The following is a 20,642-nucleotide window of genomic DNA, read 5'->3' as shown; positions in this document are numbered from 1 at the left end:
GTGCGAGCCGCCCCGGCTCGCACCAGGCAGCAGGCGGCGGCGAGTGAGAGGCGGACGGCTGTGACCACCGAGAACATCCTGCTGTCCGGCATCGTCGGCTCGACCGCCTACGGTCTGGCCCGCGAAGGCTCGGACGTCGACCGGCTCGGCATGTTCGCCGCCCCCACCGAGGACCTCCACGGCCTGCACGGCCCGAAGGAGTCCCACGTCACGACCGGGCCCGACAGCACGCTCCACGAAGCGGCCAAGTGGTGCAGGCTCGCTCTGCGCGGCAACCCGACCGTGCTCGAACTGGTCTGGCTGCCCGCCGAGTTGTACGAGGTGCGCACACCGCTCGGCGACGAACTGATCGGCATCCGTACGACGCTGCTCTCCGCCAAGCGGGTCCGCGACGCGTATCTCGGTTACGCCACCCAGCAGTTCAAGCGGCTCTACGACCGCGGGGACACCTCCTTCTCCGCGGACAGCCGCAGACGGACCGCCAAACACGCCCGGCATCTGCGACGCCTGTGCCACCAGGGCTTCGAGCTGTACGCCACCGGCGGCTTGAGCATCCGCGTAGAGGACCCGGATGAGTACCACCGCTTCGGCGAACAGGTGGCGGCCGACGCCATGGCCGCACTGCCCCTGCTCCAGCACTACGAGGCGGCCTTCGACGAGACCCGCAGCGCCCTGCCGGAACAGCCCGACGAGGCACCCGCCGAGGCATGGCTGCGCCGGGTCCGGGCCCACTACTTCGTCACCGCGATGCGGTGACAAGGGGCCACTGAGCCGAAGTGGTCCGGCGCCCTCGTGAGTTGACTGGTCTACACCCTTGACTGGTCCAGACCAAGGTGGTGGAGTGTGCTTCCACCCCCCACCACGGCCGCCCCCGTACGCCGCGGCCGGTGTCACCGGCCTGTGCGTACAAGGTCTGCTCCGCGCTGCCCGCGTACGGGTCGCGGCCGTGCTCCGCTGAAGGAGTTGCTCCTGTGTCGAGGCGCCGTATCTCTGCGTTCGTGGCCGCGATCGTCCTCGGAACCGCCGCACCGGTGCTCCTGCCGGCGTCGGGCGCGTCCGCCGCGGCCTGTTCGAGCTACCCGAGCTGGGTGGCCGGCAAGTCCTACGTGACCGGGAACGTCGTCCGGTACACCGACGGCAAGGCCTACATCGCCGAGCACGACAACCCGGGCTACGACCCCATCATCAGCACCTGGTACTGGGAGCCGTACGCCTGTGACAACGGACCCACCAACCCCTCCGGGTTCGTGGTGAGCGAGGCGCAGTTCAACCAGATGTTCCCGGGCCGGAACTCCTTCTACACCTACAGCGGGCTCAAGGCCGCGATGAGCGCCTACCCGGCCTTCGCGAACACGGGCAGCGACACGGTGAAGAGGCAGGAGGCCGCGGCCTTCCTCGCCAACGTCAACCACGAGACCGGCGGGCTGGTCCACATCGTCGAGCAGAACACCGCCAACTACCCCCACTACTGCGACTGGGGCCAGCCCTACGGCTGCCCGGCCGGCCAGTCCGCGTACTACGGCCGCGGGCCGATCCAGCTCAGCTGGAACTTCAACTACAAGGCCGCGGGCGACGCCCTCGGCATCGACCTCCTGAACAACCCCTGGCTCGTGCAGAACGACGCGGCCGTGGCCTGGAAGACGGGCCTCTGGTACTGGAACACGCAGACCGGCCCCGGCTCCATGACCAGTCACAACGCGATGGTCAACAGCGCGGGCTTCGGCCAGACGATCCGCTCCATCAACGGTTCGGTGGAGTGCGACGGCAAGAACCCGGCCCAGGTGCAGAGCCGGGTGGACAGCTACCAGCGGTTCGTACAGATCCTCGGCACGACGGCGGGCAACAACCTGTACTGCTGACGTCCCCGTCGGCCACGGCTTCGCGGCCGGCCACGAACCGGCCGCGGAACCGTGGCGTCGCTCGCCCCGGGGCCTCAGCGCGTGACCGTGTGCCGCGTGTCGGGGACGCAGTGGGTCATGGTCAGCCCGGTGACGTCCCGGGGCGGGTTCTCGCCCAGGTTGTCGAGTCGCCGCCGGTCCTCCTCGGTCAGGTCCTGGCCGGCCAGCGGCTTGAGGTCGGCGACGTCCTTGGGGCCGATACCGAGCCCGTCACCGATCTTCAGGCCGAGCTCGTTCTCGACCAGCAGGAAGTGCCAGACCATCCGCTCCTGTACGGGCCGGTCGCACTGGGACAGCAGGTCGACCAGGTTCTTCACCAGGTCGTCCCGCTCCCACTGCTCCATCAGCAGATAGCGCTGGCCTGCCTGGAGGTAGTCGTTGGTGCGGGAGATCCGCTTGCGGGTGAGCCGGCCCCGGATCTCCGGGCCCTGCTCGTCGTGCGTCGGGTACTCGCCCTCGCGCAGGCCACCGGTGATCGACGGTTCGTAGTTGACGATGGGGTTCTCGCCCGCACCGTCCACGTGGTACGTCATCTGGCCGTCGCGCTGGTTCGTGCGGACCTCGGCGTTCTTCGCCCGGTTCACGGGGAGCTGGAGATAGTTCGGGCCGACCCGGTGGCGCTGCGTGTCGCTGTAGGAGAAGGTCCGGCCGACCAGCATCTTGTCGTCGGAGAAGTCCAGGCCGTCCACCAGGACACCGGTGCCGAACGAGATCTGCTCGTTCTCCGCGAAGTAGTTGTCCGGCATCCGGTCGAGCACCATCCTGCCGACCGGCTTCGGCGGGAAGTCCTGCTCGGGCCAGGTCTTCGTGTCGTCCAGCGGGTCGAAGTCCAGCTCCGGGTGGTCGTGGTCGTCCATCACCTGGACCAGCAGCTCCCACTCCGGGTACTCGCCGCGTTCCACCGCCTCGTAGAGGTCCTTGGTGGCGTGGCCGAGCCCCTCGGCCTGGACGTTCGCCGCGTCCTCCTCCGTCATGCTGCGGACGCCCTGCTTGGGCATCCAGTGGAACTTGACCAGGCGTGTTTCGCCCTCCTGGCTGACCCATTTGTAGGTGTTGACGCCGAAGCCCTGCATGTGGCGGTAGTCGGCCGGGATGCCACGCGGGCTGAAGAGGTTCACCAGCATGTGCATGGACTCCGGGGTCTGCGACATGAAGTCGAAGATGCGGCGCGGCTGCTGTTCGAAGGTGACCGGGTCGGGCTTGAGCGCGTGGATCACGTCCGGGAACTTGATCGCGTCCCGGATGAAGAACACACCCAGGTTGTTGCCGACCATGTCCCAGTTGCCGTCCTCGGTGTAGAACTTCACCGCGAAACCGCGCGGGTCGCGTGCCGCCTCGGAGGAGTCCCGGCCGCCGATCACCGTGGAGAAGCGAACGGCCAGGTCCGTCCGCTTGCCGCGCTCGGCGAAGAGCTTGGCGCGGGTGAAGCGGCCGATCGGCTCGTCACCCCAGGCTCCGTACGCCTCGAAGTAGCCGTACGCGGTCACCCCGCGGGCGTGCACGACGCGCTCCGGGATGCGCTCGCGGTCGAAGTGGCTGATCTTTTCGAGGAACTGGTAGTTCTCCAGCGTCGCGGGTCCTCGGGACCCCACGGTGCGCTGGTTCTGGTTGTCGTAGACCGGATGCCCCTGCCGGTTGGTCAGTACTTTCCGGTCGTCGTCCGGGGCCGGTCCGGTGCCTGATACGTCCGTCACGATCGTCCACTCCTCTGGGGTCGCACGAGAATCTCCAGCAAGTTATGCCCATATTCCACCGCAAATGTCCTGGACTGAGGATTGACGGCGGGTACGGTCCCCCGTCGGGCCCTACCGGCACGCCCGGGGACCGGCGTGCTGCCGGGCCGTACAGCTGCCCGACCGCCCCGACACGGGTGTCCCGGGTGGGTCGGAGTCACACCCGCGATCGCTCCCGGCAGGCGGCGGAAGGTTGGTCAGGGCACTCAGGGGTACTCGGACGATCTTGAACCGTTGTTCGAGGCAATGTCCGAGAAAGACTGCCCAGGAAGAACTGGAAGGTGGCCGGTGCCCGAAAAGAGCACGACCGATGTGAGGCACGTCTTCGTGCTGGGTCTCGACGACGCGAACCTGCCGACGCTGAACGCGGTGCCAGGTGCCGAGTCCCTGCGCTACCACCCGTTGCTGTCGGTCGAGGAACTGCAGCGCGGTGAGGTGTCCGTCCCGGACCTGCTCGACAGGGCCCGGACGGCGCTGGACGCCTTCGACGGAAGCATCGACGCGATCGTCGCCTACTGGGACTTCCCCGCGAGCACCCTCGTGCCGATCCTCGCCGAGCGCTACGGGACCCGCAGCACCAGCCTTGAGTCGGTGGTCAAGTGCGAGCACAAGTACTGGAGCCGGCTGGAACAGCAGAAGGTCACCGACAGGCACCCGCGGTTCGGCCGGGTCGACCTGGACACCGACGATCCGCGGCCTCCCGAGAACGTGCGGTTCCCGATGTGGGTCAAGCCCGCGCTCTCCTATTCCTCCGAGCTCGCCTTCGGCGTCAAGGACATGGACGAGTTCCAGGACGCCGTCCGGCAGATACGCGAGGGAATAACCCGGGTCGGCCGTCCCTTCGAGTACATCCTCGACAGGATCGAGCTGCCACCCGAGATGGCCGGCGTCGGCGCCCAGGTCTGCCTCGCCGAAGAGGCGATGACGGGCCTGCAGGTCGCCGTCGAGGGGTACGTCCACCAGGGCGAGGTGACCGTCTACGGCGTGCTCGACTCCATCAACTATCCCGGCACGTCCAGTTTCCAGCGCCACCAGTACCCCTCGACGCTGCCGCCGCCGGTGATCGCCCAGCTGCACGACGTCACCGAGCGCGTCATGCGCGAGATCGGCTTCGGGCCGGCCACCTTCAGCGTGGAGTACTTCTTCGACCCGAAGACCCAGGAGATCAGTCTGCTGGAGATCAACCCCCGGCACTCCCAGTCCCACGCCGAGCTGTTCCAGTACGTCGACGGCGTGCCCAACCACCACAGCATGGTCCGCCTCGCCCTCGGCGAGGACCCCCGCATGCCGCGGCGGCAGGGCCCGTACGCGATGGCCGCGAAGTGGTACTACCGCTGGTTCACCGACGGAGTGGTCCGGGGCGTGCCCTCGCCCGACGACCTCGCCCGCATCGAGCGCGAGGCCGACGGCGTACGCGTGGACGTCACCACCGAGGAGGGGCAAGTCCTCTCCGACCTGTCCCAACAGGACAGCTACAGCTACGAGTTGGCGCACGTCTTCACCGGGGGGAGCGACGAGGAGGACCTGCGCAAGAAGTACGACCACTGCGTGGCCGCACTGGGACTCACCTTCGACGAGAGCCCCCGGGAACAACCGCACGACCCCAACGACTCGCACGACCCTAACGACTCGCACGACTAAGGAGCACGTCCGTCCCATGCGTCATGTGAGCAATCTGCCGTACGCGATCAAGGAAGAGGAGGACGTCCGTATCCCCATGCCCGACGGCATCCAGCTGTCGGCCCGTGTATGGCGCCCCACCTCCTCCGACAACGAGCCCGTGCCCGCGGTGCTGGAGTACATCCCCTACCGCAAACGCGACCTCACCTCCGTACGCGACTCCCTCCACCACCCCTACATCGCCGGGCACGGCTATGCCTGTGTGCGCGTCGACCTGCGTGGCACCGGCGATTCGGAGGGGGTGCTGAAGGACGAGTACCTGGAACAGGAACAGGCCGACGCGGAAGCGGTCCTCGCCTGGCTGGCAGAGCAGCCCTGGTGCGACGGCGGCACCGGCATGATGGGCATCTCGTGGGGGGCCTTCGCCGCTCTCCAGGTGGCGGCCCGGCAGCCGCCGAGCCTGCGTGCGATCGTCATCGCGTCCTTCACCGACGACCGGCACGCCGACGACATGCACTACATGGGCGGCGCCATGCTGTCGGACAACCTCGCCGAGGCGGGCACCATGTTCGCCTACGCCACCTGTCCGCCCGACCCCGCCGTGGTCGGCGACCGCTGGCGCGAGATGTGGCACGAACGCCTGGAGAACACCGGCCCCTGGGTCCTGCCGTGGCTGCGCCACCAGCGCCGTGACGACTACTGGCGCCACGCCTCGGTCTCCGAGGACTACCAGGCCGTACAGTGCCCCGTCCTCGCCTCCAGCGGCTGGGCGGACGGCTACTCCAACGCCGTGACCCGGCTGCTCGGCCATCTGGACGTGCCCCGCAAGGGACTGATCGGCCCCTGGTCGCACAAGTTTCCGCACCTCGGAGAGCCCGGCCCCGCCATCGGCTATCTCCAGGAGGTGGTGCGGTGGTGGGACCACTGGCTCAAGGGCGTCGACAACGGCGTCATGGACGGCCCCATGCTGCACACCTGGATGCAGGACAGCATGCCCCCGTCCACCGCGTACGAGGAGCGCCCGGGCCGCTGGGTCGCGGAACCCACCTGGCCGTCGCCGCACATCCGCCCCGTCAGGTACCCGCTGACCCGGCACCGGATCGGTACTCCCGGCGAGGCCGACGGCGAGGGCGGCGACGCGGCAGCCGGTGACGGAACAACCGGTGGAGGGACAGTGGGTGACGGGGCCGCCATGACCGTACGGTCGCCCCTGTCCGTCGGCCAGTTCGCCGGCAAGTGGGCCTCCTACAACGCGCCCCCTGACCTGCCGTACGACCAGCGCGAGGAGGACGGCGGCTCCCTCGTCTTCGAGACCGAGCCGCTGACCGAACGGCTGGAGATCCTCGGCTCGCCGACCGTGGAACTCGACCTCGCGGCCGACCGGCCGGTGGCGATGGTGGCCGCGCGTCTGTCCGACGTGAGCCCGGAAGGCGCCGCCACCCGCGTCACCTACGGCCTGCTCAACATCACCCGGCGAGAGAGCACCGAGAACCCCCAGCCGCTGGAGCCGGGTGCACGCTGCCGCGCGACCGTCCAGCTCAACGGCGTGGCGCAGGCGTTCCCGCCCGGACACCGGGTGCGTCTCTCGCTGTCCACCTCGTACTGGCCGCTCGCCTGGCCGCCCCCCGAGCCGGCGCTGCTCAGCGTGTACGAGGGCACCAGCACCCTCACGCTCCCCGTCCGCCCGACGGAGGAACCGGACCATGTGGTGGCGAACCCGTTCGAGGAGCCCGAGAGCACGCCCCCGCTGAAGGCGACCCGGCTGACCGCCCCGGAGGGACGCTGGGAGGTGAAGCGCGACATGGTCGGCTACCGCGCCGAACTGGAGATCGTGAAGGACCAGGGACTCGTCCACTTCGACGAGATCGGTCTCGACGTCGGCCGCCGCGCCTACGAGCGCTACACCTCCGTCGCCGACGACTTCACCTCGGCCACCGGCGAGTCGACCTGGACCATGCGCTTCCGGCGCGCCGACTGGGAGGTCCGCGTGGTGACCTGCACCCGGCTGAGCTGCGACGAACGGGACTTCTTCGTCGACGCCACCCTGGACGGCTACGAGGGCGAGCGCCGGGTCTTCTCCCGCACGTGGAACGAGACCGTGCCGAGGGACCTGCTCTAGAGAAGAACCGAACACCCGAGCTGAACACCCGAGCCGAACATCCGTACGCGAAGGAAATGAGGGATGCAGGGCGTGAGTGCACTCACTGGTCTGGAACGAACACTGGAACGGTTCGGAGAGTCTCTGCTCGACCGGTTCCGCCACAAGGAACCGGTCGAACTGGTCGAGGCCCTGCGCAAGGAATGCGACGACAACATCGTCGTCTGCAGCGAGAACCGGACCGTCGTCCCCAATGCCTACGACGTCGAACTGGCCGAGTTCGCCCACGAGGAACTTGAGCGCAACGGCGGCCGCGTCGACCAGGTGCTCACCGACAGCCTGCTGCGCCACGGCGAGCGGCGGGGCTACGAATGGGCCGGCCCGCTCGCGGTGCACGTCAGCAAGTCCCGCGACGTGCCCAACGGCCGGTACCGGGTGGCGAGCCATGTCATGAAGCATGTGCGGGCCGGCGGCTTCCTGCGCTGATTGCGGCGCTGATTCCTGCATCGATTCCGGCACTGACCGGACCGGTCACGGACGGGGCGGGCGTTTGAGGACGGTCGCGGTGATCTCCGCGAGGGTCTGCCCCGTCCGGAACGCCTCCGCCCGCATCGTGGCGAGAGCACCGTCGACGCTCAGGCCGAAGCGGGCTGCGACGACCCCGATGGCCTGATGGGTCGAGGACCAGTGGGCGCGTACGACATCCGTGGGCTGCCACTGGGGGGACACGGAGCTGTCGAAGAGTTCGCCGTGCGCCGGAAGCAGGGCCTTCGCCACGGCGTCGGCGACCTGGGAGCCCGCGTCCAGGGACGACGCGTCGAGGCCGTCGTCGGCGCGGGTGAAGAGCTCCATCGAGCCGAGCGTCTGGTCGACGATCCGCAGGGGGAACGCGCAGACGGCGCCCACCTCGGGAAGCTGCTCGACGACGGTCGCGCCGAAGAAGGGCCAGGGCGTGACGTGCTCCCGCAGGCCGCTCGCCACGGCCGGAACGCCTTCGGAGGCGGCGGCGATACAGGGGCCTTCCGCCACGGTGAACTGGATCTCCTCAAGGCGCAGAGCCGTGTCGTTGGACGCGCACAGCAGCTGCCGGGCAGGAGTGTCGGTGAACAGGGACAAGGTGGCGCCCTCGACGGCCAGGACGTCACACGCCGCGTCGCAGAGGGTACGCGGCAACTCGGCGGCCTCCGCGTGACGGGCGGCCTCCGACACCGCCTGCGCCGCCACCGAGGGTCGTCGTGCACCCATCGGATCCTCCGTCCTGTCCCGCCTGTCCCGCCTGTCCGCCCGTCCCACTGTCCCGCTTGCCTCGCCGGTCCATGTACCTGCCGGTCGGAGGTCAGTCCTGAGTGTCAGTCCTCCCGCTGGGGCGACGGAGGAGCCGGAGGCATCTCCTCCTCCGGCACGACGTGGACCGCGGCCTCCTCGGCGCCCGCCGCTCCGCCGTCGATGCCCATGTCGGAGGCGATGACCTCCTTGGTCGTGTCCGAGTGCGCGCCCTCGTCCGGCGCCACCAGACGGCCCGCGCGCTCCGTCCCGGCCTCGGGGTCGACCGCCTCGCCCTCGCCGTAGGGCAGGTCACCGATGCCGTCGCCGGGCGGGGCCTCCTCGTCCGGGGCTTCCTGGCGCAGCCTCTCGTCCAGGCTCTCGCCCTCGTGCTGCTCGGCGGCCGTGGTACCGGGCTTGGTGACACCCAGCGGTTTCTCGGGCGGGGAGTAGCCCTCGTCGAGCACGTCGTCGTACGTACGTTCGTCCAGCGCGTCCTGGAGGTCCAGTGGGGAGGCGTCCTCCTGCTCCTCGTTGGTTCCCGTGGGCTGGTAGGCGTCGTCCGCCATGCTGTCGTCGCTCATGTTCGGCCTCCTGGCCCGGTGATCGCTTCGCGCTCCTCGTAGGACTATCGCGGTGCCCGGCACGCGCCCCGTGAAACACCGGAGCATGCTCTCCCGGTGGCTTCCGGCGATCCGGCGTCATCGCCGCGACGGCACCGCGACGGCACCCGGCAAGCTCGCGGTATTGACCGGTACATACCAAGCCGGTTGAGTGTCCCGCGCAGACCCCCCCACTTTTCCGGCCGCCGATCAGGCGACGCCGCGCTGCCGAAGGGACCCGACCGCCATGCGGAGACACCGCCCCCTGCTCGCACTCACCGCCGCCGGAGCGGCACTGACCACCGCCCTGGCCGCTCCCACAGCCCTGGCCGCTCCCACCGCCCGCGCGGCGGAGGTGCCGGCGTCCGGAGTGTTCTACGTACAGAGCGCTGTCACCGGCCTGAACGCCGCCGACAGCGGGGGAGCGGTCGTCCAGCGCAACCCCAAGGGCAACGAGGACCGCCAGCAGTGGACGCTCCGGTCCAGTGGCGCGTCGTACGTCCTGGAGAGCACCGACACGGCGGGCAGCTGCCTCGGCCGGGCGGGTGGCCAGGCGAGAACCGTGGCCTGCGCGGGCGCCGACGCCTCGTGGGAGATCACGTCGGCGGGCACCGACCGCTACCGGCTCAAAGTGCCGGGCGCCGACCAGTACCTGACCGTCGGGGCGAAGGCCTCCGGCGCCAACTACCCTGCGCAGCTGGTCGTCGGCGCGGCGGGCGACCCCGCGGCCTGGTACCTGACTCCGGTGGCGTCGCCGACCTCCCCGATGCCGTCCGGGGACCAACGCACCCTGGACCAGGTCACGTTCCTCACCGCGCACAACGCCTACGCGAACGGCGTCGACGGCGGTTTCGCGCCGCCCTTCGTCAACCTGGTCCCGAACCAGAGCCGTGGCATCAACCAGCAACTCGCCGACGGCGTACGCGGTTTCATGCTGGACATCCACCAGACGTCCGACGGCGCGATCCTCTGCCACAACAGCTGCACCCTCGTCAGCAGGCCGGTGGCGCTGTGGGTGGACATCCAGCGCATGGTCGACTTCCTCCGGCAGAACCCGAACGAAATCGTCACCGTGTTCCTGGAGGACTATGTCGACCCGGGCGTCCTGCGCAGTGAACTGGCCCGGGTGAACGGCCTGTCCGACGTTCTCTACCGCCCGGACCGGACCGGCGTACGCGCGAACGGCTGGCCGCGGCTGGCGGACCTGACCGCCGCGGGTGACCGGCTGCTCCTCTTCACCGACCACAGCCGTTCGGCCGACGAGTCGGCCGGGCTCACCCGTGACAGCTTCGGAGTCATGTACCAGCGGGAGTGGACCGTCGAGAACTACTGGTCCATGGGCTCGGGCCTGGGAAGCTCCGACTGGTCCTGCTACAGCCGCTGGTACGACGCCAACACGAACGTGCCCCTCACGGCCGCGGCGCCGCCCTTCCGCCCGCTCTTCGTGATGAACCACTTCCGTGACGCGGCGATCGCCTCGACCGCCACCACCGACAACACCAAACTCACCGACCGGGCCCAGCGGTTCTGCCAGCCCGCGGCCCGCAAGAAGCCCAACTTCCTGGCGGTGGACCGGTACGACCTCGGCTCACCCGCCTCGGCGGTGGCGACGCTGAACACGTACACGTACTGACGCCGTACCCGTACTGATCCCGAACCCGTACCCGCTGCTTCCCGTAGCCGTACCGGGGGAAGCGGCGGGTACGGGCACCTCAACAGCCCGTGCGCTCAGCCCAGTTGGGCGTGCAGGAACTCGACGGTGCTCTGCCAGGCCTGGGCCGACGACTCGGGGTCGTGGATCTCCGGGCGGGTGTCGTTGAAGAAGGCGTGGTCGGCCGGGTAGACGCGGAAGTCCGGGGTGATGCCGGACTGCTCGCGGATCGTCTCGGCGAGAGGAGCGAGGGAGTCGACGGGGACGCCGGTGTCGCGCTCGCCGTAGTGGCCGAGGATCTGGGCCTTCAGGCCGGAGAAGTCGGGGGCCTCGCCCTGGATGACGCCGTAGAAGGGAACGGCGGCGCGGACGCGTGGATCGGTGGCCGCCTGGTAGAGGACGAAGCCGCCTCCCATGCAGAAGCCGACCGAGCCGACGGTCTCGGACGTGACCTCCGGCATCGCCAGCAGATGGTCGACGGCGCCCGACAGCAGCTCGACGCCGCGCGCGACGGGCAGCTCCTGCATCATGCGGAGCGCCTCGGAGCTCTCGTGGGCGACGTTGCCGCCGTACAGATCCGGGGCCAGCGCCACGAAGCCCTCCTTCGCCAGGCGCTCGGTGACGTCGGCGATGTGGTCGGTGAGCCCCCACCACTCCTGGATCACGATGACACCGGGCCCTCGTCCGGCCGGTGGCAGTGCCAGGTAACCGTGCGCGGTGGTGCCGCCGCTGGGGAAGGTGACGTTCTGGTGGGCGGGTGCCCCGGTCGACCTGGGCGTCTCGGACATGATGTGTCACTCCTGTCGCTTGATCTTGCCTCCCAGCATGCAGGAGGCGGACGCCGTGTGGCCAAACGGCCCCTTGCCGGAGTCGGCCGCCCCGGCGGGGCCGGGGCGGGTCAGGAGTGCTGAGCCTCGTCCGTCCGAGGCGGTGCCAGGTCCCCCGTTTCGAGCAGGGACATGAAGGCTCGCGCCGCCGGACTGGTCGCCTCCGGCGGCGGGAGCATCGCGACGGTCTCGTACGGGGTCTCGGTGTCGGCCTTGAGCGGGAGCGCCGGCAGGGCCGGTCGTTTGTGGGCGAAGTGGCGCGGTACGACGGCGATGCCGAGGCCCTCCTCGACGAGGTCGAGCAGGCTGTGCACGTCATTGACCTCCAGGGCGACCGTGCGGTGCACGCGCGCCGCCGCGAAGGCCGCGTCCGTGGTGCGGCGCGGCCCCCAGTCGGGGTGGAAGTCGACGAAGGCCTCGCCGCCCAGCTCGTACGGGGTGACCGGCCCGCCGCCCGCAAGACGGTGCGAGGGATGGCAGACGACGGTCATCGGCTCCCGGGTCAGGGGCAGACAGCGCAGCTGCTCCGTGTCGGCGCGGGTCGTCACAGCGAACGCCAGGTCGAGACGGCCCGCGGCGACGTCCTCGGCGAGCGCCCCCGAGCCGGCCTGGCGCAGCCTGATCTCCACGTCCGGATGCTGCCTTCGGAACGCGGCCAGCAACGGGGCCACGTGCACGCCGGCGATGCACTGCTCGGTGCCCAGCGAGAGCGTGCCGCGCAGCACGCCCTGTACGGCGGCCACCGCGTCGTGGGCCGCCCGGACCTGGGCCAGGATGCGCTCCGCCTCGGTCAGCAGGGCCCGCCCGGCCTCGGTGAGCGTGACGCGGCGGGTGGTGCGGACGAACAGCGGGGCGCGCAGCTCGCGCTCCAGCGCACGGATGGAGGCGGACAGGCCGGACTGCGACACCATGAGGCGTTCCGCTGCCCGGGTGAAGTGCTGGTCCTCGGCGACCGCGACGAAGTGCTGAAGGTGGCGCAATTCCATGATTGAGAAGCGTATCCGCTGAATCCCATCCGATTCTCCTGTTGGACCGCTGCCCGCCGGGCAGGCGAGAGTGGACACCGGTCCACTCCGTACCGATCCCTCTGGAGAACGCGTTGTACACCGCACACACCGACCGCTACGCGGACATGCCCTACCGGCGCACCGGACGCAGCGGCCTGAAGCTGCCCGCCCTCTCCCTGGGGCTGTGGCACAACTTCGGCCCCGACCGGCCGGTGGACACCCAGCGCGCGATCCTGCGGCGAGCGTTCGACCTGGGCGTCACGCACTTCGACCTGGCCAACAACTACGGGCCCCCGCCCGGCGCCGCCGAGTCGGCCCTCGGTGAGGCCCTGAAGGCGGACTTCACGCCGTACCGCGACGAGCTGGTCATCTCCAGCAAGGCCGGCTATCTGATGTGGCCGGGCCCGTACGGGGAGTGGGGCTCCCGCAAGTACCTGCTGTCCTCGCTCGACCAGAGCCTGGGCCGCATGGGCCTCGACTACGTCGACATCTTCTACTCGCACCGCCCCGACCCGGAGACTCCCCTTGAGGAGACGATGGGCGCCCTGCACACGGCCGTCCAGCAGGGCAAGGCGCTGTACGTCGGCGTCTCGAACTACTCGCCGGAGCAGACCCGTGAGGCCGCCCGGATCCTCGGCGAACTGGGCACCCCGCTCCTCATCCACCAGCCGCGCTACTCGATGCTCGACCGGCGCCCCGAGGACGGGCTCCTGGACACGCTCGACGAGCTGGAGATCGGGTCCATCGCCTACTCGCCGCTGGAGCAGGGCCTGCTCACGGGCCGCTACCTGGACGGCATCCCGGAGGATTCGCGGGCCGCGAGCGACAGCCCCTTCCTGAGCGCGGACAAGCTGACCGAGGAACTCGTCGCCGACCTGCGCACCCTGAACGACCTCGCCAAGTCCCGCGGCCAGTCCCTGGCCCAGCTGGCGCTGGCCTGGGTGCTGCGCGGTGGCCGGGTCACCTCCGCGCTGATCGGCGCGAGCAGCCCGCAGCAGCTGGAGGACAGCCTGGCGGCCACGGCCAACCTGGAGTTCTCGCAGGACGAGCTCGACCGCATCGACGCGGTCGTGCAGGGGTCGGCCGCCTGACCTTCACGGCCTTCTACGGTCCGCGTGCATGACGTTGTCCCGCCGGTGCGAACCGGCGGGACAACGTGCGTTCCGGCCAGGGGGATGACGTCGGCCCGCGCCGGATGCCGAACCGTCCGAGGCCCCGCTCATTTCGGCCAATCGAGGTCGCGAATATGCCAGGAGACTGGCTGGAAAGGCATGGTGACACAGTGTCAGGAGTGGCGATACTCGAAGGCTAGGAACATTCGGCAGGTGAAGGAACCGCCTCAGAACAGCGCCATTGTGCACGGCAGAACGAGCCGCGGGAAAGAGAGGCCGACAGGCGGCGAGCGGATGCAATGGGGGTGTGATCGTGCACGACGAATTCCTGTGCCACGTCACCGCGTACGGAGTCTGCGGCGGAATGTGGGTCGGCGTGCCGCTCGGCACCTATCGAGCGCCCACCCTGGCCCTCGCCATGTGGTGGTTACGGGAGCGGGCGTCCTGGATCGCCGAGCGCCTTGACCCGAACCCCGACGCCCCGTACTTCCCGCCGAACTCGATGGCGCCCGTCGCGAGCACGTCCCCCGATGTGCCCGGCATGCTGCGCATGTGGTGCGGCGACATGGCGCAACAGGAGCTGACAGCCGAGGAGTTGGCCGCCGGGCACCTGGTGCGCATCGTCACGAGCGACGAGACGACCGAGTACGAACTGCTCGCGGAGTCGGTCGACGCCCTGCGGATGCAGCGGACCCTGCCCTTCGTGTCCGCCCCGGCCGCCTGATCCGCCCTGCCCGTCTGATTCGCCCCGTCCGCCCGATCCGGCGCGTCCCGTCGTCGGCCCGTCCGCCCGAGCCGCTTCCGCTATGCGGTGGCATCGCGGAGGAGGGCGGCCTGATTCTGCAGCGCTGTCACCATCGCCTGCGCCTGGGGGGAGGGGTGCGGTCGGGTCACGGCGACGGTCGCGCGGCCGGGCCAGTGACTGTTGGTGACTGTCACGGTTCGTACGCCCGTCGGCAGGGCCGGGAGAGCCAGGTCGGGGATGACCGTGATGCCCAGGCCGGCCGCGACCAGGCCGAGGCGTGTCGACCAGCTGCGCGCGGTGTGGGCGATGTGCGGATCCGACAGGGTCGGCCAGGCGCCGAACTGCGGCTCGCCCGCCGCGCCGTCCCCGGCGATCCAGTGCTCCTGGGCGAGGTCCGGCACGGTGACGCCGTCGAGGTGAGCGAACCGGTGTGTGTCGGGGACGACCACCAGAAGATCACCCTGGAGCACCGTGGTCTGCCGTAGTTCTCCCAGGTCGTAGTCCGGCAGGTCGTGGCCGACCCCGATGACCACCACGTCCGAACGCCCCGCCCGTAGCCGCCGGAGCAGGGCCGGCGTCGAAGCCTCCTCCAGGACGACGGCGAGACCCGGATGGCCGGAGGTCACCTGCGCCATCGCCCGTGGGACCAACGCCATGACGGCGGTGGGATAGGCGCCGATCGTGAGGCGGCCCGCGAGCCGGTCGCGCAGGCCTGCCAGTTCCCACTCGGTCGCCGCCATGTCGGCGAGGATCTCCGTCGCGCGCCGGACGAGTACCTGGCCTGCCGGGGTGAGCGCCACGCCTCGGCGGGTGCGGTCGAAGATCGGCGCTCCGGCCGCCGCCTCCATGGCGGCGACCTGGCGGGAGACGGCCGACTGGGTGTAGCCGAGCAGCTCGGCGGCACGGGTGAACGACCCCGCGCCCGCGACCTGGTGAACGATGCGCAGGCCCGTAAGGGTGAACTCAGCCACGGCGCCCAAACTAACATGCGCGCTGGTCATGGAAACGGTGCCGAATCATCGTTGGACCGCATGGCTGAAGAGGAGCAGGCTGAGGGCATGACTCAGCAATTCACTCGAAACGAACTGGTGGCGCGTCTTGTCCGGGCCGGTGAGCTGGAGGTGTCGGGCGAGGACCCGGCCGAGGCCGCGACGTACTTCGACACGGAGAAGTTCCGCTTCCACGGGCCGGACGGCTTCGAGTCCGACTTCGACGGGCTCACCGCCTACTTCGCGTCGGTGCGCGAAGCCTTCGACGACCGGGCGATCCGGCGCGGCATCGTGGTGGCCGAAGGCGACCACATCGCCTGCCAGACCTGGATCGAAGGCACCTTCGTGCGCGAGTTCACCCAGTCACCGGCCGGCCCGCTGCCGCCCAACGGCGAACGCGTCGTGTTCGACCTGCTCAACATCTTCCGCTTCGACGACCGGGGACGTCTCGTGGAGGAGTGGGTACGCACCGACAACCGCAGTGTGCTGCGCCAACTGGGCGCCGAAGGAAGCTAGTGCCGTGGCCTGTCCGGTCGATCTCCGCCGGCCCGCGACGCGCCCGGTCGGCCGAGGTCCGCCGTGCCTCGGCGGGGGCTCGGTGGGGCTCAGGCCTTGCTGAGCAGCAAGTGGCACTGGGGGAAGGCGCGTTCGGACTCGGTCGGGGCCCGATGGAGCCGGGCCTTCTCGGTGAAGCCCGCCTCGGTCAGCAGGCCGGCCACCCGGTCGGGGGACCAGCGGTAGGCGAGAGCCACCTTGTGGTCGAAGGACTCCGCGAGCTCCGAGGGGTCGTCGTGGGCCTGGAACGCGACCAGCAGATGCCCGCCGGGCGCCAGTACGCGGTGGAACTCCGCGCACACCCCGGGCAGTCGCTCCGGGGGAGTGTGGATGATCGAGTAGCGGGCCACCACACCGCCGAGCCCGCCGTCCGCCAGATCCAGCGCGGTCATCGACCCCACCTCGAACCGCAGGTCCGGACGCGCCGTCCGGGCGATGGCGATCATCTCCGCCGACAGGTCGACGCCGGACGCGTCCAGGCCGAGCGAGTGCAGCAAGGACGTCACATGGCCCGGACCGCAGCCGAGGTCGGCGACCGGGCCGCCGCCGTCCGCCCGCACGAAGTCGGCGAACGCGGCGAGCATCGCCCGGTCCAGCGGAAAGTCCTCCAGACCGTTGGCGAAGAGCTCGGCGTAGGGGGCGGCCCATGAGTCGTAGGCCGTTCGGGTGGCGCGCAGGAAGTCCGGTTCGGTCATGGGTGCGTACCGTAGTGCGCCCCACTGACATCAGCGGCTGACACCAGCAGTTGACATCCGCAGCGTCCCGGAGGCGGCCGTGACCTCTCCGGTCCGGGACGCTGTGGCGGCAGGGCGTGGTGCCTGGGGACGTGGGGGCTACTCGTCGATCGCCGCGCCGAAAGCGGCGCCCAGGGACGGCGCGCCGAGGGTGTCGGCGCCGTACGTCCATGAGCCCGAGGCCGTCACGCCGCCCGCGCCGGCCGACAGCACCCAGACGAACCCGTCTCCGGCGTTCTCACCCGGCGCGGAGGCCAGCAGCCCGAAGCGGCCGTCCTTGTTGGGGTCGGTGAGACGGACCTGGCCGCCCCACTTGTCGCCCTTCTCGGGGACGCCGGGCACGTCGGCGGAGTCCTGGTCCCAGGACGAGGCGCCCGTCGCGGTCAGGCCGGCGGCCGCCCCGCGCAGGATCCACACCGCGCCCGCGTCGGCGACCGTGCCGATGTCCTCGCCCGCGGCACCGATCGCCACGTCCGCGTACCCGTCCCCGTTCGTGTCCGCCACGGACAGGTCCGTGCCCCAGCCGTCACCACGCTCGGCGATGCCGGGGACGGAGGCGGAGTCCTGCGTCCACCACTGGACCTCGTCCGCGGGCCCGCTCTCGCCGCCGTAGCGCACGCCGACCACACCGCCGGTCGTGGTCTCGCCGCCGTCGTCGGGGGAGTTCGGCTCGCCGGTCACCAGGTCGTCGTACCCGTCGTTGTCGATGTCACCGGACGCGGCGACCGGACCGCCGCGCACGTCCCGCTCGTACGTCAGCCCGTCCGCGTGCCCGGACAGGTACGAGGACCAGCCGTGACCGGGCTCGTCCCCGGCCGTCACGCCCGAGACGACGAGGTCCGCGAACCCGTTGTCGTCGTAGTCGCCCGTGGTCAGTGACTTGGGCAGGATGTCGCGCTCCTCCGCCCGGGCGGAGAGCCGCGCGGACGAGCGCCGCTCCAGGGAGCCGGCCGCGGCGGCGTCGTAGCCGAAGAGCTGCAGTTCGTCGCGGTCGAGGACCGCCAGCAGGTCGCCCGGTGTGTCGTTCGTGAAGTGCGCCGCGGCGAGTCCCGCGCCGAACTGCTCGCCCGCGGTGGGCTCCTGCGCTTCGAGCCAGTCGCCGGCCGCACCGGTGAGCCCGGCCTTGGCCCCCCACAGGATCACGATGCCGCCCGCGTCCGCGACGGTCCCGATGTCCTCGCCGGGGATGCCGACGATCGCGTCGTCGTACCCGTCCCCGTCCAGGTCGCCGGTGGCGACCGCCCTGCCGAAGCCGTCTCCCGTCTCGGCGGCTCCCGCGATGCCTGCCGTGGACTGGCTGAAGAGGGCGGCGCCGGTCGTCCCGATGCCCCTCGACGAGCCGTACTGCACGGTCACGAGTCCCGCGCCCTTCTTGCCGCTGACGGTCGCGCCGGGGGCGCCCACCAGGACGTCCTCGTACCCGTCGCCGTTGAAGTCGCTGTTGCGGTCGTCGGCGTGCGTACTGCCGGGAGTTCCGGCGTACGCGGACGGGGCGGTGGCGATGCTCAACCCCGCCAGCAGGAGAAATGATGCCGCGGCCAGTGCTGTGGAACGGTTCTTGCGCATGAGTCGGCTCCTGTCGAGAAGAACGGCTGGGCAGCGCGGGGGTGTCCGGAAAGGGCCCGTTCCTTGTCCGGCGCCCTGTTTGACACCGCATGGTGCCCAAGGGTTGTACGGCAGTTCCCACGCCGTTCATCCGGAAGGGGACGGTCAGTTGCCGCCGCCGCCCCCTCGACTGTCGCCGTCTCCCCGACTGCCGCCGTCTCCGCGACCGCCGTCGTCTTCCCGCAGCCGGCGGAAGAAGGCTCGTACGTCCCCGATGAGCAGCTCCGGCTCCTCCATCGCCGCGAAGTGGCCGCCCCGGTCGAACTCGGTCCACCGCACGACGGTGTCCGTGCGGTCCGCGCGGTGCCGCAGCGGAATGAAGTTGTCCCGGGGGAAGACGGCGAGCGCGGTCGGTACGGCCGACGGCCGCTCGGGCGCGCCCCCGCCGTCCGCGTGCGCGCGCTCGTAGTAGATCCGCGCGGACGAACCGGCCGTCCCCGTGAGCCAGTACAGCATCACGTCGGTGAGCAGCTGGTCCCGGTCGACCGCGTCCTCGGGGCGCTCCTCCGAGTCCGTCCACTCCTTGAACTTCTCGGCGATCCAGGCGAGTTGGCCGACGGGCGAGTCCGTGAGCCCGTAGGCGAGGGTCCCCGGCCGGGTCGACTGGAGGTCGGCGTACCCCTGGCGTTCGCGGGTCCACTCCTGGTGGCGCCGCCACGAGGCGAGGGTGCGTTCGCGTTCCCGGGGGCTCAGCGCGGCCAGCTCCTCAGGAGTCGGCTCGGTGGTGGCGTGGGCGCCGGGCAGCAGGTTCAGATGGACGCCGATCACCCGGTCGGGGTGGGCACGGCCCAGCTCGCGGGAGATCGCCGCTCCCCAGTCGCCGCCCTGCGCGCCGAACCGCCGGTAGCCGAGCCGGTCCATCAGCACGGCGAACGCGGCGGCGATCCGGCGGTGCTCCCAGCCGGTGTCCCGCGTGGGCCCTGAAAGGCCGAACCCGGGAAGGCTCGGGACCACCACGTGGAAGGCGTCCCCGGGATCACCGCCGTGGGCCCGCGGGTCGGTCAACGGACCCACCACATCGAGAAATTCGGCGATCGATCCCGGCCAGCCGTGCGTGATGACCAGCGGGGTCGCGTCCGGCTCCGGCGAGCGGATGTGCGCGAAGTGGAGGTTCGCCCCGTCGACGACCGTCGTGAACTGGGGCCACTCGTTGAGCCGCGCCTCCGCCGCGCGCCAGTCGTAGGAGTGCCGCCAGTACTCCACGAGTTCCTTGAGGTAGGCGCGCGGAATCCCGTGGGCCCAGCCCACGCCCGGCAGTTCGTCGGGCCATCGCGTGCGGTCCAGGCGCGCGTGCAGATCGTCGAGGTCGGCCTGCGGGATGTCGACGCGGAAGGGCAGGATGGGCGCGGCACTGTCACCGTGCGGGGAGGTCTTGGCGGTCATGGCGGGTCATGCTAGTTCCGTGGCGGGACCCGGGCAGGTGAATAAAAGCCGTGGTCACCGCCATTTCGGAGCGCGCGACCGACCCCGCCGCCGGCGAACGCGGCCGGCCCGGAAGCGACCCGTCCGGAACCGCTGCCCGCGCCACCGATGAGTTTCCGTTCGAGGATCAGTCGATACAGGTGACAGCGTTTCCGCTCCAGGAGGTACCCATGAGCACCGACGGTTTCACCACGTGTCTCTGGTTCGACGGCCAGGCCGAGGAGGCGGCGAACTTCTACGTCTCGGTCTTCAAGAACTCCGAGCTCGGAAAGGTCGTCCGTGCCACGGAGGCCGGGCCCGGGCCCGCCGGTTCCGTCGTCACCGTCGACTTCGTGGCCAACGGCCAGAAGTTCGTCGGGCTGAACGGCGGCCCGGAGTTCAAGTTCACCGAGGCCATCTCCTTCCAGATCGACTGCGCGGACCAGGCCGAGGTGGACTTCTACTCGGACGCGCTCATCGACGGCGGTGGCGAGCAGGGCCCCTGCGGCTGGGTCAAGGACAGGTTCGGCCTCTCCTGGCAGGTCGTTCCGACGAGGCTGATCGAGATGATCAGCGACCCGGACCAGGAGAAGGCAGGCCGCGCCATGGGCGTGATGCTCAAGATGCACAAGCTCGACATCGCCGCTCTGGAGAAGGCGTACGCCGGAAACTGAGGTGCCCGCCACCTATGACGGCTGCCGCCCCGGGCCCGGGGCGCGGCACAACGGCCCCCTCCCCGGGCCGCGGCACGACGGCCGCCGCCCCGGGCCGGGGGCCCGTACGACGGCTACCTCTGTCGCAG

The 20,642-nt window shown here is 70.3% G+C and carries 19 protein-coding genes; 10 read left to right on the top strand and 9 right to left on the bottom strand.

The annotated features are described in order from the left end of the window. The gene (locus AOK01_RS21145) at window positions 1-756 is read left to right on the top strand and encodes a nucleotidyltransferase domain-containing protein (protein WP_079103618.1); all 756 of its coding nucleotides are present in this window, start codon (window positions 1-3) and stop codon (window positions 754-756) included. A 215-nt stretch (window positions 757-971) separates the two neighbouring features. Next, window positions 972-1,859, top strand: a complete 888-nt coding sequence (locus AOK01_RS21140) for a glycoside hydrolase family 19 protein (RefSeq protein ID WP_055514012.1) — start codon at window positions 972-974, stop codon at window positions 1,857-1,859. 74 nt (window positions 1,860-1,933) lie between these two features. Here the strand turns inward: AOK01_RS21140 and AOK01_RS21135 are convergent, their stop codons facing one another. Beyond that, window positions 1,934-3,592 carry a catalase gene (locus AOK01_RS21135; protein WP_055514010.1) on the bottom strand — a complete coding sequence of 553 codons (1,659 nt, stop codon included), beginning with the start codon at window positions 3,590-3,592 and terminating at the stop codon, window positions 1,934-1,936. Between the two features lie 327 nt (window positions 3,593-3,919). On the opposite strand from AOK01_RS21135, the gene AOK01_RS21130 reads away from it, so the two are divergent. The 3 genes from AOK01_RS21130 (at window position 3,920) to AOK01_RS21120 (ending at window position 7,835) form a co-directional block, all read left to right on the top strand. Beyond that, the gene (locus tag AOK01_RS21130) at window positions 3,920-5,272 is read left to right on the top strand and encodes an ATP-grasp domain-containing protein (protein WP_245702336.1); all 1,353 of its coding nucleotides are present in this window, start codon (window positions 3,920-3,922) and stop codon (window positions 5,270-5,272) included. 16 nt (window positions 5,273-5,288) lie between these two features. Continuing rightward, window positions 5,289-7,370 (top strand): CocE/NonD family hydrolase, encoded by a 2,082-nt coding sequence (locus AOK01_RS21125; protein ID WP_055514008.1) that lies wholly within the window; start codon window positions 5,289-5,291, stop codon window positions 7,368-7,370. Window positions 7,371-7,442: 72 nt separating this feature from the next. Next, complete coding sequence (locus AOK01_RS21120; protein ID WP_055514037.1) at window positions 7,443-7,835, top strand: DUF3662 domain-containing protein; 393 nt, start codon at window positions 7,443-7,445, stop codon at window positions 7,833-7,835. A 45-nt stretch (window positions 7,836-7,880) separates the two neighbouring features. Here AOK01_RS21120 and AOK01_RS21115 read toward each other — a convergent pair whose 3' ends face one another. Together AOK01_RS21115 and AOK01_RS21110 are read right to left on the bottom strand one after the other, a co-directional pair. Then, window positions 7,881-8,594, bottom strand: coding sequence for a GAF and ANTAR domain-containing protein (locus AOK01_RS21115; RefSeq protein WP_107099870.1), 714 nt, complete (start codon window positions 8,592-8,594; stop codon window positions 7,881-7,883). A 104-nt stretch (window positions 8,595-8,698) separates the two neighbouring features. Continuing rightward, window positions 8,699-9,196, bottom strand: coding sequence for a DUF5709 domain-containing protein (locus AOK01_RS21110; protein ID WP_055514004.1), 498 nt, complete (start codon window positions 9,194-9,196; stop codon window positions 8,699-8,701). Between the two features lie 265 nt (window positions 9,197-9,461). On the opposite strand from AOK01_RS21110, the gene AOK01_RS21105 reads away from it, so the two are divergent. Then, entirely contained in the window at window positions 9,462-10,847 is a 1,386-nt protein-coding gene (locus AOK01_RS21105; protein WP_055514002.1) for a phosphoinositide-specific phospholipase C-related protein, read from the top strand. Window positions 10,848-10,942: 95 nt separating this feature from the next. Here the strand turns inward: AOK01_RS21105 and AOK01_RS21100 are convergent, their stop codons facing one another. Continuing rightward, window positions 10,943-11,653, bottom strand: coding sequence for a dienelactone hydrolase family protein (locus AOK01_RS21100; RefSeq protein WP_055514000.1), 711 nt, complete (start codon window positions 11,651-11,653; stop codon window positions 10,943-10,945). A 110-nt stretch (window positions 11,654-11,763) separates the two neighbouring features. Then, on the bottom strand, window positions 11,764-12,678 hold the full coding sequence (locus AOK01_RS21095; RefSeq protein WP_055513998.1) for a LysR family transcriptional regulator: 915 nt from the start codon (window positions 12,676-12,678) through the stop codon (window positions 11,764-11,766). Between the two features lie 113 nt (window positions 12,679-12,791). Between AOK01_RS21095 and mgrA the strand changes: the two genes are divergently transcribed. After that, window positions 12,792-13,790, top strand: coding sequence for an L-glyceraldehyde 3-phosphate reductase (mgrA, locus tag AOK01_RS21090; protein ID WP_055513996.1), 999 nt, complete (start codon window positions 12,792-12,794; stop codon window positions 13,788-13,790). A 334-nt stretch (window positions 13,791-14,124) separates the two neighbouring features. Further along, complete coding sequence (locus AOK01_RS21085; protein WP_055514034.1) at window positions 14,125-14,535, top strand: hypothetical protein; 411 nt, start codon at window positions 14,125-14,127, stop codon at window positions 14,533-14,535. A gap of 80 nt (window positions 14,536-14,615) precedes the next feature. Here AOK01_RS21085 and AOK01_RS21080 read toward each other — a convergent pair whose 3' ends face one another. Then, window positions 14,616-15,527 carry a LysR family transcriptional regulator gene (locus AOK01_RS21080; protein WP_055513994.1) on the bottom strand — a complete coding sequence of 304 codons (912 nt, stop codon included), beginning with the start codon at window positions 15,525-15,527 and terminating at the stop codon, window positions 14,616-14,618. A gap of 87 nt (window positions 15,528-15,614) precedes the next feature. Here AOK01_RS21080 and AOK01_RS21075 point away from each other — a divergent pair, with 87 nt between their 5' ends. Next, window positions 15,615-16,061, top strand: a complete 447-nt coding sequence (locus AOK01_RS21075; protein ID WP_245702335.1) for an ester cyclase — start codon at window positions 15,615-15,617, stop codon at window positions 16,059-16,061. Window positions 16,062-16,150: 89 nt separating this feature from the next. On the opposite strand, the gene AOK01_RS21070 is transcribed toward AOK01_RS21075, so the two are convergent. The 3 genes from AOK01_RS21070 to AOK01_RS21060 all read right to left on the bottom strand — a co-directional run bounded on the left by AOK01_RS21070 (window position 16,151) and on the right by AOK01_RS21060 (window position 19,822). Further along, window positions 16,151-16,795, bottom strand: a complete 645-nt coding sequence (locus AOK01_RS21070; protein WP_055513990.1) for a class I SAM-dependent DNA methyltransferase — start codon at window positions 16,793-16,795, stop codon at window positions 16,151-16,153. Between the two features lie 138 nt (window positions 16,796-16,933). Beyond that, entirely contained in the window at window positions 16,934-18,400 is a 1,467-nt protein-coding gene (locus tag AOK01_RS21065) for an FG-GAP-like repeat-containing protein (RefSeq protein ID WP_055513988.1), read from the bottom strand. Between the two features lie 144 nt (window positions 18,401-18,544). Then, entirely contained in the window at window positions 18,545-19,822 is a 1,278-nt protein-coding gene (locus tag AOK01_RS21060) for an epoxide hydrolase family protein (RefSeq protein WP_079103616.1), read from the bottom strand. A gap of 209 nt (window positions 19,823-20,031) precedes the next feature. On the opposite strand from AOK01_RS21060, the gene AOK01_RS21055 reads away from it, so the two are divergent. After that, window positions 20,032-20,514, top strand: coding sequence for a VOC family protein (locus AOK01_RS21055; protein WP_055514032.1), 483 nt, complete (start codon window positions 20,032-20,034; stop codon window positions 20,512-20,514). Window positions 20,515-20,642: the final 128 nt, after the last annotated feature.

Origin of the sequence: Streptomyces aurantiacus (assembly GCF_001418335.1) — a bacterium.
In the GTDB taxonomy this organism is placed as follows: domain Bacteria; phylum Actinomycetota; class Actinomycetes; order Streptomycetales; family Streptomycetaceae; genus Streptomyces; species Streptomyces aurantiacus.
The sequence above is the reverse complement of the archived record's forward strand: the minus strand, read 5'-3'. Positions and strand labels throughout refer to the sequence as shown.